The organism is Chryseobacterium limigenitum, assembly GCF_900114875.1.
GTDB classification, from domain to species: domain Bacteria; phylum Bacteroidota; class Bacteroidia; order Flavobacteriales; family Weeksellaceae; genus Chryseobacterium; species Chryseobacterium limigenitum.
Map to the genome: position 1 here is coordinate 1 of NZ_FPKW01000032.1, position 14,620 is coordinate 14,620.

Here is a 14,620-nt window from a genome sequence, read left to right on the forward strand (position 1 = left end):
CTCGGACAAATTGATGATTACCGCCAGTTATTCTAATTTTACCATGTTTACCAGCAGACAACTGAATCAGTTCAATACGATCAATGATAATCCATTAATCATCCAACAGCCAAAAGACTCAATTGATTACAAACAGATTTCACAGAATACGAATATCAATGTAAATTATATCCTTTCCAACACGAAAGAAAAAGTTCAGAATATTAATTTTAATTACTCATTGAATGATATGGTTAATAGAGAAAACGGTATCGTAAGAAGAGGCGGATTGTCGAGATTTCATAATGCCAATGTGAATTACAATTTAGGTTTTCCTGAAAAGAAAATGAATATTGCGACTTCTTTTAATTTTACGCATACTTACGCCGCATCACAAATTTCAACAATTTGGGGGCCTGGTATAAATGTAACCAAATCTTTCTTGAAAGATGAAAAGCTAAAAACTAATTTTGGAGCATCCTATAACCATTCGGGAAGCTCGACTGCTAATATTAACGTAATGAATTTTAGATTGGGTGCGAATTATATGCCTTGGAAAAAGCATAATTTTAATCTGAACTTTATCCAAATGTTCAGGAATACAGATCAGGCAATTGAAAACCCAAATCTAAATGAAATGACCTGTACTTTTGGCTACAATTATAGTTTTTAGAGTATAGATAATGAGAAATGAAAAGAAATTTAATCTTGCAATGAAAGAGGAAATTCTCATAATATTCTATATTTGCAATCCAATTTTAACTTTTAAAATCAAAAACGATGAAAGAATTAATCGAAAAGATCAATGCAGAATTTGAATCATTTTCTAAAGAAGCGGAGCAACAAGCCGAAAAAGGAAACAAAGCAGCAGGGACAAGAGCAAGAAAATCTGCTTTGGAGCTTAGCAAGATGATGAAAGAATTTAGAAAAGTGAGCGTTGAAGCAGGAAAGAACTAAAAATTCACTATAATAAAATCCCTATTTTTAAAATGGGGATTTTTGTTTTAAAAGAAAGTTTAAAACCCAATCACATTTTCCAGCGCATCATCAACATCTTTATGAATAAAGTTGGATTGGTAATTAACAGTCGTTGTAATAGAGGAGTGGCGATACAGTTTTTGCAGCATCTGAATAGAAATTTTATCTCCGGAAATATTTCCAAAAGTATGACGGGAAATATGCATCGTGATTTTCTTATTGATTCCTGCCAGTTTCGCAATTCTCTTCAAGTATTTATTGAGATTTTTATCAGCATTGCTGGTTGTGCTTACAATTGCTTTTTTATTTTCCCTGTCAATGCCTTTTAGTTCAGGGAAAATATAATCATCTGGTGCAGCTTTATCTTTTTCGTAATAAGAAAGTATTACCAAAATTTTATCAGGAATTTTAAGTGATACCAATTTTTGATTTTTATTCATTCGGTATTGTAGTCTTCCGTCTTGTATTTCAGACCACTTTGTTTTCAGGACATCAGCAACACGAATACCCGCCAAATAAAAACTGAATAGCCAAACATTTCGGGCGTGCCATTCTTGGCTTCCAATCTCAAGTTCAAGGTTTTCCATTTTTTTCACTTCCTCTTCAGTTAAACCCACTTTTTGAGTTTCAGGAAATTTTATCTGCATTTTATTTCTTCCGAAAGGGTAGTGCTTGGCATCAACAATTCCGTCTCTGATTGCAGAATTGTAAATGGTTCGTATAATAATCAAATAATTGGTGATGGTTCTTTGTGAGAGTTTCTTTTCAATAAGATAGGTTTGAAAAGATTTGAGAAGAGGAACAGTGATTTGTTCCAAGGGAAACTTCTCGCATTTGAGGAAAGATTTGAAACTATTGACTCTCGGTTTGTCAGAATTCAATTGGGTGTACTTTTCCAGTCGTTCCAAATTGTTGAGATAATTATCGGCGACAGTAAAAAAATCATTGTCAGCATTAATCAATTTCTTTCTTATGGCTTTTACATCCTGCTTCTGCACTCCTACATCCATATCAATAATCTTTGCTCCGGCTTCAGAAATTTTCTTGTTGATTAAATTGTTGAGCCGGACAGAATTGGGATGGCTTTTCCTGACTCGTTTTGTTTTCTCATCCCAATCCGATTTATTGATGTATTGTTCGAGATTGATGAAAGTAGACTTTCTGTCTTTGGTGATTCGAAGATAAATGGGGTATTGCCCTTGTTTGTTGGCTTTCTTTCGTAATATTGCACTGATAGTCGACATAAATAAAAGTATTTAAGTGATTGGAAATTTCAAAAAATAATTAAAAGGGTATAAAACCCTATAAAGATTGTGGTTGGTATTTTGAATAAAATACGTAGGATTCCACCGCTTTATTACAGAGCTAAGTTACACAACAAAAGTCAGTTTTACAAGAGGAATTAGCGAATTGATGCAGAATTTCGGGTACAACATGGGTACAACAAATGGCGGTTTATGATGGTTTTTCTTGGTTTATGATGGAAGTTCAAATTGACGAAAACTCCCCATTTTAGGGCAAAGCAGGATAATTAGAATCACTCTTAATTGGTTTCATAACCCTGAGGTCACGGGTTCAATTCCCGTCTTCGCTACAATAGCGAGAAAAACCGCAACATTAAGTTGCGGTTTTTTGCTTTTCTATAGTCAAAGAATATCAACTTTGATATCCCAATAATTTTCTGATTTGATAGAAGAACCTCTCAATAAGTCTTAAATCCTGGGTTACAATTTCAGCATTTCCTCTAAGCTCCTTATCAAAAACTAAGGTTTTATTATAACTGGTCTTTAATCCTTTCGGAAGAACAACGTCTACATAATAATTTCCTTTATCATCTGAAGAAAGAGAAATATTTTGAACTCTGCCTTCTACAATTCCATATTCCTGGAAGCGGTAATTATCGAGCTTAATTAAAACTTTTTCACCCTGAGTTATTTTCCCTGAATTAGTTGCCGGTACAGACATCCTACCCACTAATTTTTCCTTGTTTCTCGGAAGAATGGATAAAATAGCATCACCGGTTTTTACAAACTGATTTTCGCCAAAAAACTGCTGAAAACTAGCTACGCCGTCTGTTGATGAAATAACAAGATAATTTTGCTCCCATTGCTTGAGAGATTTTCTTAATTGCTCAAATAACTGCAATGTTTGCGAAGAGTAGGTGATTTTATCTTTTTCTGTATTAATAACAGTACCGCTTTTTGTTCTGTTGAGATTAGAAATACTTTCTTCCATTTGAGATAATGAAATATTGATATTTTCTAAATTCTGTTGAGCCTGCAGATACTTGATTTTTTCATTTTCAAGCTCCATTGCTGCAATGACTCCTTGATTGAATAACTCCTGAGAACGTTGATAGCTTTTCTTCGTAATCTCATACTTTGCCTGTTCCAGACTTTTCTGCTGTTTCATCGTTAAGATTCTCATTCGATATTCAGAAAGGCTCTGATTGGCAGCCAAACTTTCAGGCGCATAAGGTTGTAGTCTTGTAAAAAGTTCCTCATCCTGAAAAGCTTTAGCAAAATTATTGTAATCACCCTGTAATTCGCCCAATTTAAAATGTGAGCTCTGCTGAACCGGGAATGAACGTAACTGATTGGGAGAAATAGAATCTACCAGCTTTTTAAGCTCTAAAATATCTTTATAATTAGCTGCAGACTGCATCACCATTAAGACCTGATTTTTTTTAACTTCCTGATGGTCTTTAATGAATATTTTTTCGATTTTGGAATTTATTCTTGCCTCGAGTTTTTCAGGAGGATTTTGTGATGTCACAACAATAGGAGCGGGGATGAATTCCGGATATTTTATTACATAGCTCATTCCTAAAATAAGCAGAAGGATAATAAAAATAATAGTGTTTCCCCAACGGATCATCCAGTGGGGTGGTTGTGTAAGAATGTCCTGAACACTTTCAGAACGCAATTCTATATTGTCTAAAATATCTTTGTTAGTTTCCAAGTTCTAATTGATTTTTTACCAGTCTGTAATATTCGCCTCTTAATGCCACTAATTCTGTATGGCTTCCTTCTTCCACCACATTTCCTTTATCTAAAACAATGATTTTATCTGCATGTTTTACAGTAGAAAGCCTGTGAGCAATAACAATGGCAGTTTTTCCTTTGAAGAATTGTTCCAGATTTTCCATAATGATTTTTTCATTGTTGGCATCTAAAGCTGAAGTTGCTTCATCAAAGAAAATATATTCCGGAGATTTATAAACGGCTCTTGCAATGAAAAGTCTTTGTTTCTGACCTCCACTTACTCCTAAACCTTCATTTCCGATCTTTGTGTTGTAACTTAACGGTAAGCCTTCGATAAAGTCTTTAATGTTGGCAATTTCTACGGCTTTTCTTAGCTTTTGTTTATCTATGTAATCTTCACCCACACCAATATTATTGGCGATAGTATCATTGAAAACATAGCCTTCCTGCATTACCACACCACATTGGTCTCTCCAAAATCTTGGAGAAACATTCTTTAGTTGTGTGTTTCCTATTTTGATATCACCCTCAGTCGGTTCATAAAACTTCATTAATAATTTTAAAAGCGTAGTTTTTCCACTTCCGCTGGCTCCAACGATGGCTGTAGTTTTTTGATACGGAATCGTTAAGTTTAAACCTTCAAAAACAAAAGCATCAGAACCAATATATCGGAAAGACATATCCTTAATTTCTATATCTTTTTGAGGAATTTCGGCAACATATTGCTCTTCTTTGTTTTCTTCATCATCCTTATCATGGATTTCACCTAATCTCTCAAGGGAAATTTTGGCATCCTGAAATTGTTTAATAAAATCAATCAACTGTAAAAGCGGACTGTTTAGCTGTCCAATGATATACTGAACGGAAAGCATCATTCCCAACGTAAGATTTCCTTCCAAAACCAATTTAGCAGAAAGGAAACTTACCAGAATGTCTTTCATTTGATTAATAAAATTTCCTCCGACAGATTGCCATTGTTCTAATGAGAGAGATTTAATTCTGATCTTAAATAATTTCACCTGTAAAAACTCCCAGTCCCAGCGTTTTTGCTTTTCGGCGTTATGCATTTTGATTTCCTGCATTCCGTTGATAAGCTCGATCACTTTACTTTGTTCCTGAGAAACCTGTGAGAATCTTTTATAATCGAGTTCTTTTCTTTTATTAAGGAAGAAAGTGATCCATCCGATATATAAAACAGCACCTATCAAATAAACGACAAACAGTCTGTAATCATAAAACAAGAGAACAATACTGAAAATAACAAGATTCACCAATGAAAATAGAGTGTTCAGAGATGAACTTGTCAAAAGCTGTTCTATTCTGTGGTGATCGTTGATACGCTGCATAATATCTCCCGTCATTCTTGTATCAAAGAAACTTATGGGAAGCTTCATTAATTTGATAAAGAAATCCGAAATAATTGAAATATTAATTCTCGCAGAAAGGTGGAGGAGGATCCAGCTTCTTATCATTTCGATACCCATTCTGCCTAAAAAAAGCATGACTTGGGCTAATAAGACAACGTAGATGAAATTTAAATCCTGATTCTGGATTCCTACATCGACGATACTTTGGGTAAGAAAGGGGAAAATTAATGATAATAAACTCCCCGCTAAAAGTCCGACCGCTAATTGAGCGACCAATGATTTATACTTTAATAAATATTTTGAGAGGAAAGTAAAACTTGCTTTGCTCTCCTGATCATCAAATTCTGTTTGAAAGAATGCAGGAGTAGTTTCTAAAATAAGAACGATGCCTTCTTCTGTTTTTTCATTGGCATTTTCGCCGATCCATAGTTTGATGAATTCATCTCTGGAATAGGTGATCAGTCCATAACTTGGATCTGAAATATATACTTTGTTATTTTTATCAATTTTATAAACGACTACAAAATGGTTTTTGTTCCAGTGAACAATGCATGGGAAGGGAACTTCTTCTGCAAGGGTTTCAAAATCAATTTGAACGCCTAATGAGCGAAAACCTAAGTCTTCCGCTGCATCGCTTAAACCTAATAAGCTACTGCCTTCTCTTGTAGTCTCAGAGAGGTTACGGATTTGCTGTAAGGAAATGCTTTTTCCGTAATGTTTGCTTACGATACGAAGACATGTGGGACCGCAATCCTTGGAATCGGGTTGACGGTAGAAAGGAAAAGTTTTCAACTTCAATGATCTATCTATTTGTTTAAAATAAGTTGCCGCCATTTTTTTTGGCGACAACTTTTATGTTATATTTAAAAGTGTATTGACTTTTAATAATTCTTAATAGCAATATTTATTGCAATAACGGATACAGAAATTAAAATCTGGATCTGAAAAAGTAGCTTCACAAGCTGCTAATGTAGAAAAGCATGCAGTAGATGCTGCCTGTCCTCTTGCACATTCTTCAGTGATTCCTCCTTTTACTGTTTTCAGATTTTCTCTGGATAGTTTTCTTAGGTTTTTCATAGCTTAGAAAATTGTGATTAGTGGTATCGAAAATATGATATTAATTTTTAAGTATCAAAAAATAATATCATATTTTGCAATTTTGTTTGTGATGAGTGGCTTAGATTAGTCTATCGGATAGTAAGTACACAGATAGGTAGAAGGGCTTGCTCCTGCAATCGTTCGGCATGCACCATTTGCACAACACCAGCCTGGTCCGCAATCTCCATCTACCGGACACATTCTAAGACCTCCTTTAATTGTTTTCAAATTTTCTCTTGAGATTTTTGTAAGATTTTTCATAGTATAAATTGTTTTAAAATGATTTGTTGATTTTTGTGATAAGTTTAATCAATTAAGATTCCGCATGATATTCCGACAGGAGTACATTTTCTTGTTATGGCACACCAGTAATATCCTGCAAGACACATGGGAATAGATCCTTGAATAGACTTCATGTCTTTCTTAGAAAGTTTTCTTAAATTTTTCATAGTAATAGTTTTTAGTTTTCCTACTCTTTTTAAGCTTTTCGGATACCGCTTTTTAATTTCTCCTAAGTTAGTGAATTTTTATATTTGGTGAATATTTTTCTTTAAAAGTCCTCATCTTCTATTAAATCAGTAATAAAATACCAAATATCCTCACGATCATATTTTTCCGGAAACTGATGTCCGTTGATGATAAATACGGGTGTAAAGTTTAGTCCGGCATTACTGTTATCATTTGACATCTGGATCAGAGGATCAAGATTTTCCTGATTTGAACTTGTTCCTGCAATTTCTCTTATTTTGTCTTCATTTTTATTTTCAAACCAAGTATCTACAGCATTTAAGAATTCTTTTTCCGGTCTGTTATTATAAATATGAGTGAAATCTGAAATCAGGTTGGTAAATTTATCATTTGCTCTTTCCGGAGTATAATTAAATCTTATCTGAGCCGAAATATCATTAGGATATTTTTCTAACAACTGCTCTGTTATTTTGTGAGCATCTTTACAAAATCCACAGTACGGATTTGAAACAATTGAAATATGAAGTTTGGCGTCTTTATTTCCTAAAGAAAAAGTTTCGTTATCAGAAAATTCAATTTTTTCATTATCTGTGAGTTCTCTTTTGAAGAGATCATAATTTCTTTTGAATCTTAAATTCTTCGCATTAGATTTTTGTAATGTTTCTTTTTGTTCAAGTACATTGTTTAAAAATAAAATAAGAGAAAAAGAAGATAACCACAGAATAATACTTAACAAAAGTACTTTGGAGTCAAAAAAAAGATTTTCAAAAAGGAAAAAACTGATGGCTATCTGAGCAACGAGAATAGAAATGATGATAAGACATACGCGGCAGAAGGTTTTCTCAACAAAAGCTTGTACGTAAACCGAATAACCGATTGCCACCAAAGATGCCAACGTAAATCCTTTAATTACAAATGCTGAACTCGGTAAGAACAGACCTAAAACTGAAATTCCAATAAAATAGATAAGAGAAAAATCCGAAAATTTCAGTCCAAGAATACTCGTTTTATCCTGATTGATAATTTTGTTACAAGAATTTACATTTTGAGCGGCTGAAGCTCCGGCACCGCAGATACTTCCAATTACGGCCGAAGTATTTCCAAATTTTTGATTGAAAATTTCAAGAGAAATATAGACCCCAATGATGGATAAAAGATTGAAAGTAACCTCAAACCAGGCATGATTTAGTAAGGAATAAATCAATATAATTCCTAAAACAGCATAAATAAAAGGATTAAAATTGGTAACAGACTTACTTTCTGCTTTCTCATCTTTTTCAAAAAGTAGGACGAAGTCTGTTGAGTTTTTATGAAGTTCTTCTTTATTTAAAGTTTTCGCTTTATCTGAATAAACGGAGTACTGCTCTCCTGCTTTTTTCACCAGAGAAAAAGAATTTTCAACAATAGCAATAAACTCTTCAGGCAGTTCGTCCCAATATTCTTTGTCTAATTCATAAGCATCATTTCGTACTCCCATAAAATTCAGCGTGTCACTAAAAGCCAGTGCTGAAGGGTAGTTCGGGTGAGAATTGAACTGGAAAACAAATTCCTGCTTGTCTAGTTTAAGATAGTTGATGAGTTTATCAAAGGTCATGTTAATATTTTTAACTAAAATACGCAGATGTTTTAAAAAAACAAATGTTTTTCTTGAAATGGTGAGTTATATTTAGTTTTTAGGATATTTTATGGCTTCAGATAGTTCGATTGGGTTGTTGTATTTTTTCAAGCGAGATTGGATTGCTTTTGTCATTTCTCTAAAATCAGGTTTTACCTCTTTTCCTTTTTCATCTATAAATTTTGTTTTTGCATTTTCTGATTTCATTTCTCTTAGAGGGTCACTGTAATAATTTAAATATACTTTTTGTAACTGCTTTTGCGGAATATTAAGCGCTCCTTTATACATATTCTCAAAATCTAAAGCATCAGATCTTTTTTTTATTGATTGAAGGCTAAATTTGTAAGAACCGGTTGAATCTTCCATATAAACTATTAATCCGGGCAAATTTCGGAATATATACGGTCCTGCTTGAATTGGCAAATCTTGAGTATACCATGCCTCCCAAGTTCTTCCTTTATATTTTAAAGTTGCTTTTCTACATAAGTATGTGCTTATTTTTTTTGTTTCGGGTTCTAGTTTCCAATTTAACTTTCCAATTTCTTTTACTTTATATACATCTTTAATAAAAAAATAATATTTAAAACTTAGATCGTCTTTATCATTAATAACTAAAAAACTATTATCCCCCATAGCAGAATTTTTAGATCCCGTATTTTTAAGTGAATCTACTTTGTATTGGGTTTCGGTTAAAAATTTAGATCTATCTCCCTGAACCAAAAGGATCATATTTTTATTGGTTGTCTCGGAACTTAACGAATCTTCTTTATAAGTAAGTTGATAATCAAGTCGAAAATTTTGGGCATAAAAATTACAAGACAAAATGATTAGTACTAAACTTTTTAAAATTTTATAATTCATAATAAATAGATTTATGATTTAATTTTTTGATCTTTTAATTAAATTCTGCGGTGTAGGGATTATAATTGCAATCAACTGTGTATCCATTTTTACCTTTCTCTGGAAGATATGTCGTTGTGCAGCAATACCTAAATTCACAAACATTACATGGGGTAATATCCTCTTTTTTAATATTCCATAATTTCGATAATTTTTTCACAGTGTTTGTTTTTATTTCTTCAAAATCTTCCAAAATATTTCCATAACTGTTTTTATCAGAAAAATTATGTTTTATATTTCCATTTTCATCAATAAATATTGTTTTGTATAATGCCAGGTTATAATTATTAGCAATATTATATGCATTTATACTTATAGCAATATCGTAAATTCTAAATTGTGTTAAAAACAAATTAGTGTCGTCCTTGGTTATATAATCAGTAATCACCTCATTATTTTGTTGAACTCTTTTTCTATCCAAAATCCAGTTTGCTTTTGAAGAATATACCAATTCAGGAGAAATTGCAAACTTTGTTATTGATACTTACAGCAGAGAAATTGAAAGATATGGAACATCAACGATACAAGAAGCGGAGTTTTTGTTCTGTAAAAACAGTGATTTTTTTGTAAAACAATGTTTGCACTTGGATGATGAGGAGAAAATAATCGTTTCACTTTTTTATATGGATAAGATATTAGATCTTCTGAAATTTTCTATTAATGAAAAATTGTTGTGGATAAAAAACTCTAATGACGCTTTCAAAAAAGAATTCAATGCAGACAAGAAACTAAATAGCCAACTTGATAAAAGATACAGACTTTTCAAACCAAAATATGTTGATTTTCTTGAATCCGAGGATTTTCTTGAATTTAGAGAAAATATGAAATCTCACTGTTTAGAATTAGAGCCAACTTTAGAAAATATCATTTTGAAGAGTTCTTCTTTACAGGATTTTTTTCAGAGCATATTTCATATGAATATAAACAGGATGTTTGTTTCTAATCAACGATTATTCGAAATGATCATTTATGATTATCTATTTCGATATTATAAGACAATTTCTTTTCATGAGTTTAAATAATCGGGGTTCGTTATTTTAAATAATTCAATTTACATTTTTATTTTCAAAGCACTATTTTTGATTATATCTTAAATTGATAAATGATAATTTTCCAAACAAACGTTAGGTTTATTATTATTTTTAAGTTAAAGTTTATTTTTAAGTATTATTTTGTTATTTATTTAAAGTTTTAACTGTAATTCATTAACTTATGGAGTAAACTCAAGTGAACTTAAAAAGTCATAAAGTTTTCATAAATTTAAAAAAAGAAGGGAAATGTTTTTGTAATTCTAAAATATATTGTACTTTTACAACGCCTTGAATGAGGGAACAAGTCAAGGTAATAAATTTTTTTTCATCATTTGTGTTTTTAGAATCGTATCGCCTGATACGATTCTTTTGTTTTTATACCTGTTTTTCGTAGTTTAGTAATAAATCAATAAAGTAAGAATAAGTAACAGCCCCTTCCTGTTGATTACTTTTTAAGAACAGATTATTCGTAAACCCGAAAAAATCATCTACCCAACCTTGATGACTTAAAATGAAACTCTTTTCATATGATCTGTCTCTTTTCATTCCTGCAGAATAATTCTTTAAAATAGATTTTACAAATTCAGGGTCATTTTCAACAATAAATCGTAAAAGACTTTTTAATGTAAAATATTCTGTGCTGTATCTCAGTTCTAAATTTTTAGATTTAATTCCAATCAGATAACCTACAAAATTAGCTTCCTGCTCTCTTGCAAAACCCAATTGATGAGAACTTTCGTGAGCAGAGGTAAAAGGGATGAATGTAGACGGTAATTCGGAATTGTATTGTGCTTCTGCAGTGAAAGGATTGTAATAGCCCAGAATCCCCGTAAAACTCATCACATTCTTAAATAAACTTGGTTTGAATGAATTAATCTGAGGTGCTTTTTTATCTGAAATATATTTTGGAAGTCTCTGCTGCTCAAAAAGTATTTCTTTTTGAATCGCTTTTAAATCTTTCACAACGAAAATTCCTTTTTTGTCTTCATCTACAATTTTCCTTGTTGCTTTGCATTTTTCAAGATATTGTAAGGCTAAGGTCTTTGCTTTGTCTAAACTTGGTTCTTCCTGACTTGATAACTTCTTGATAATCGGAGTTTGAAAATAAAGCATTCCCCAAAATATCTGATATGTAAAATAAAAGATATTAATAATGATTAAAAGTTTTAGAATAGAACTGCTTCTGCTTTTTTTCTTAAATATTTTGATAATCGAATACAAAAGAAATACTCCTAATATAATATAGAAAAGATCTCCAAATGAAAAAGGAATCCATGAAAATAATATTTGATGAAAACTTTTCTGAAATTCAAAAAAATGGTCGAAAAACGAGATCATCATTTTAGATCTCGAAAAAACATAAAACAAAAGAATTTGGACAACTAAAATAGTTGCCCAAAATGCCTTTTTCTGATATATTTTTGTGGTATTGTTAATGACCACTACCTTTTGATATTTTATCTAAATCAATTCCCTGAGCCTTTAAAATTCCACTCACACGGATCGCATAGAACGCTAAATAAGCAAAACAGATAACTCCGACAATGTAACTTGTATGAATATCTGTTAAGTCTGCTACATATCCTTGTAAAAGACTTACAACTCCACCTCCCATAATCATCATAATCAATAGTCCTGAACCTTGGTTAGTGTGTTTTCCCAATCCATTGATCGCAAGAGCGAAGATACATGGCCAAAGCGTAGAGCAGAATAATCCAACACTTGTAAATGCGTATACAGAAACCATTCCTGTGGTAAACATACCTATTAGTAATGCTGTAATACCTGCAGAAGAGAAAATAAGCAGCATTCTTGCCGGATTTCCTTTGCTCAGGATATCACAAATGATCATTGCAATGATAATAAGTCCGTAAACATAGAATGGAGCTAAATCGTGATGTGCGATGGCATTAACCAATAAGAATAATCCAAAAGCTAAATATGGCGCTAAAAATCGTAAGATCTTTTTGAATCCGGCGCTAAAATCAAATGCATCTACAGCACCTGTCCAACGTCCGATCATCATAGAAGCCCAGTATAATGAAATATAAGGAGCGACATCTTTGGTTTCAAAACCTAAATCTTTTTCCATGTACGCAGGTAAATTACTTGCAGTAGATACTTCTACACCTACATAAACAAATATAGCGATCATTCCTAAGATTAACTGAGGATATTGTAGTGCCGACTTTCTGTGTTCTCCGGGAACAGAATCGTCAGTATTTTCAACATTGGTAGGAGTAATTGCGGGAAGTGATGAGAATTTCAGTAAAAAAGCAACTAGCGCGAAGGCTGCTCCTAAAATAAGATAAGGTACTTTAACACTTTCTATGCTCGCCTCCGTATTAGCTGCACTCGCAGAACCGAAAATAGCAAAAGAAACGATAAGCGGACCAATTGTAGTTCCTAAGTTATTTACCCCTCCGGCCATCGTTAATCTCTGAGATCCCGTTTCAGACGGGCCAACCTCAATAGCTAACGGATTGGCTACAATTTGCTGTAAAGAGAACCCTAACCCAACAATAAATAATCCGGAGATCATTAATGGGAACGATCCCATATTAGCAGCCGGATAAAACAATAATGTTCCTGCGGCGGAAATAAGGAGTCCTACTATTAGACCGTTTTTATATCCGATTTTATTAATTAAATCTTGTTTCAATCCTTTTGAAACTGCCATATAAATTAAAGAACCTACCGTATATGCGACGTAGAAACAGATCTGGACGAGCATACTTTCGGTTTGCGTTAAATTGAAGGCTTTTTTGAATACCGGGATCAGGATGTCGTTACTTGCAGCGACGAAGCCCCAGAAAAAAAACACAATAACTAATGGTAGGAATTGCCCCCAATTAGTTTGTTTAGAATAATTTGACATGTTTGTTAAAGATTTCTTAATAACAAATATAATTATTTCTTTTAAATAGAACGTTCTACCAATGTTTTTTTTATTGTCTCAAAAGCGGACATTTTTAATTCTTTGGGAGAATCAGAAGGTTGTAAAATTCCGTTAAAATAAACTTTTACTTTACCGGGATGCCCCTTTGCATTATCAAATGGAAAAATTTCTTTTAAACCAATGAAAGTATAAACTGCAATCGGCGAATTATGTTTTGAGGATAAGGTGAATGCGCCGTCTTTAAATTCATCCAAAATAACAGAAGTATCATCCGGAACACCTCCTTCCGGGAAAATAACGATGCTGTTTCCTTCTTCCATTTTCTCGGCACATCTGCGGTAAACGTCTGCGCGGCTTCTTGGGCTGCTTCTGTCTACCATCACACATATCCTTTTATATATGGTTCCGAAAATCGGAATCTTAACCAATTCTTTTTTCCCCACAAAGCAAACCGGATGTTTGGAACATAAAATACACATCAGCATAATATCCATAATAGAAGTATGGTTAGATATGAAAACGTGGGGTTTATTCTTATCAGGTTTTTGGTCAGAGAGATTGGTGACTTCGTATCTTAGACCCATTCCGTAGAACATGGCGTAGCTCCAAAGTCGTATGAATTTGTAGGCATATTTATAATGTCTTTTATTAAAAGATAAAATATAAACAGGTATTCCGAAAATAACCGTTAAAACAAAGGCTAAAATAAGCAGCCAGAATCTCCAGAGATAATTTAAAATCTTTACCACAAATTAACCGTTAAAAATTATTTTCTTTTTTATAGAATAATTAAGAACTGAAACCAATAATATTGCAGCAATCTTACTGGTTATTTCCGGGCTCAAGGTATAAAAAATTAAATCAATATTATCTTTAAATATAAAACTATAGAATATTTGGAAGAAGCTAAGACTCAATAATGTTGAAATAAAAGAAACCACCATAAAATAAGCAAATTCTTTTCTTTTGGAGTGCTTTCCTCTTTCAAATACAAACCAGATGCTCAGGAAATAATTGGTGATGATTCCGCAGCTGGTGGAGAAGATATTACTTAAAGGATAATGAATTCCGTGAAAGTTGGTTTCATTGGATAAAAACTGGGGCAGATAAGTACTGAAGGCTTTAAAGCTCCCGATCTCTATAATGGCGCTGAGCCCTCCAGCAATGATGAAGAACAAAATTTGTTTTTGACGTAGTAGTATATCTCTCATCCCGATTTTATGATATGCAAATTTATAACTATATGTTAAACAGTAAAAAAAGATGTTAAATATTTTTTTTACATGAAAAATATTTCTAAT

The 14,620-nt window shown here is 32.6% G+C and carries 15 protein-coding genes and 1 pseudogene; 3 read left to right on the plus strand and 13 right to left on the minus strand.

What is annotated here, in order from left to right:
* Positions 1 to 652 (plus strand): annotated as a pseudogene (locus tag BT156_RS20750) (hypothetical protein); the annotation flags it as partial.
* Positions 653 to 759: 107 nt separating this feature from the next.
* On the plus strand, positions 760 to 936 hold the full coding sequence (locus tag BT156_RS20755) for a histone H1 (RefSeq protein ID WP_072412837.1): 177 nt from the start codon (positions 760 to 762) through the stop codon (positions 934 to 936).
* A gap of 59 nt (positions 937 to 995) precedes the next feature.
* On the opposite strand, the gene BT156_RS20760 is transcribed toward BT156_RS20755, so the two are convergent.
* From BT156_RS20760 to BT156_RS20790, 9 genes are all read right to left on the minus strand, one after another.
* Complete coding sequence (locus tag BT156_RS20760; protein ID WP_072412838.1) at positions 996 to 2,201, minus strand: site-specific integrase; 1,206 nt, start codon at positions 2,199 to 2,201, stop codon at positions 996 to 998.
* 412 nt (positions 2,202 to 2,613) lie between these two features.
* The gene (locus tag BT156_RS20765) at positions 2,614 to 3,918 is read right to left on the minus strand and encodes an HlyD family secretion protein (protein WP_072412839.1); all 1,305 of its coding nucleotides are present in this window, start codon (positions 3,916 to 3,918) and stop codon (positions 2,614 to 2,616) included.
* Entirely contained in the window at positions 3,908 to 6,100 is a 2,193-nt protein-coding gene (locus tag BT156_RS20770) for a peptidase domain-containing ABC transporter (RefSeq protein ID WP_083582435.1), read from the minus strand. Before BT156_RS20770 ends, BT156_RS20765 begins: the two co-directional genes overlap by 11 nt.
* A 99-nt stretch (positions 6,101 to 6,199) precedes the next feature.
* On the minus strand, positions 6,200 to 6,385 hold the full coding sequence (locus BT156_RS20775) for a bacteriocin-like protein (RefSeq protein ID WP_072412841.1): 186 nt from the start codon (positions 6,383 to 6,385) through the stop codon (positions 6,200 to 6,202).
* 105 nt (positions 6,386 to 6,490) lie between these two features.
* Positions 6,491 to 6,667 (minus strand): bacteriocin-like protein, encoded by a 177-nt coding sequence (locus BT156_RS22250; protein ID WP_164463273.1) that lies wholly within the window; start codon positions 6,665 to 6,667, stop codon positions 6,491 to 6,493.
* 44 nt (positions 6,668 to 6,711) lie between these two features.
* Complete coding sequence (locus BT156_RS22255) at positions 6,712 to 6,855, minus strand: bacteriocin-like protein (RefSeq protein WP_170857355.1); 144 nt, start codon at positions 6,853 to 6,855, stop codon at positions 6,712 to 6,714.
* A gap of 101 nt (positions 6,856 to 6,956) precedes the next feature.
* Positions 6,957 to 8,468 carry a thioredoxin domain-containing protein gene (locus tag BT156_RS20780; protein WP_072412842.1) on the minus strand — a complete coding sequence of 504 codons (1,512 nt, stop codon included), beginning with the start codon at positions 8,466 to 8,468 and terminating at the stop codon, positions 6,957 to 6,959.
* Between the two features lie 72 nt (positions 8,469 to 8,540).
* Entirely contained in the window at positions 8,541 to 9,350 is an 810-nt protein-coding gene (locus BT156_RS20785) for a GLPGLI family protein (protein ID WP_072412843.1), read from the minus strand.
* Between the two features lie 34 nt (positions 9,351 to 9,384).
* Positions 9,385 to 9,810 carry a hypothetical protein gene (locus BT156_RS20790; RefSeq protein WP_139255547.1) on the minus strand — a complete coding sequence of 142 codons (426 nt, stop codon included), beginning with the start codon at positions 9,808 to 9,810 and terminating at the stop codon, positions 9,385 to 9,387.
* A 40-nt stretch (positions 9,811 to 9,850) separates the two neighbouring features.
* Here BT156_RS20790 and BT156_RS20795 point away from each other — a divergent pair, with 40 nt between their 5' ends.
* Positions 9,851 to 10,411 (plus strand): thiopeptide-type bacteriocin biosynthesis protein, encoded by a 561-nt coding sequence (locus BT156_RS20795; RefSeq protein ID WP_262484317.1) that lies wholly within the window; start codon positions 9,851 to 9,853, stop codon positions 10,409 to 10,411.
* A gap of 384 nt (positions 10,412 to 10,795) precedes the next feature.
* On the opposite strand, the gene BT156_RS20800 is transcribed toward BT156_RS20795, so the two are convergent.
* The 4 genes from BT156_RS20800 to BT156_RS20815 all read right to left on the minus strand — a co-directional run bounded on the left by BT156_RS20800 (position 10,796) and on the right by BT156_RS20815 (position 14,530).
* Positions 10,796 to 11,761: a DUF3810 domain-containing protein gene (locus BT156_RS20800; protein ID WP_083582432.1), complete on the minus strand. Its 966-nt coding sequence runs from the start codon at positions 11,759 to 11,761 to the stop codon at positions 10,796 to 10,798.
* Between the two features lie 91 nt (positions 11,762 to 11,852).
* Positions 11,853 to 13,298 carry a sugar MFS transporter gene (locus BT156_RS20805; RefSeq protein ID WP_072412846.1) on the minus strand — a complete coding sequence of 482 codons (1,446 nt, stop codon included), beginning with the start codon at positions 13,296 to 13,298 and terminating at the stop codon, positions 11,853 to 11,855.
* Between the two features lie 41 nt (positions 13,299 to 13,339).
* Entirely contained in the window at positions 13,340 to 14,068 is a 729-nt protein-coding gene (locus BT156_RS20810; RefSeq protein ID WP_083582433.1) for a lysophospholipid acyltransferase family protein, read from the minus strand.
* 3 nt (positions 14,069 to 14,071) lie between these two features.
* Complete coding sequence (locus tag BT156_RS20815) at positions 14,072 to 14,530, minus strand: GtrA family protein (RefSeq protein WP_072412847.1); 459 nt, start codon at positions 14,528 to 14,530, stop codon at positions 14,072 to 14,074.
* Between the last annotated feature and the right edge of the window lie 90 nt (positions 14,531 to 14,620).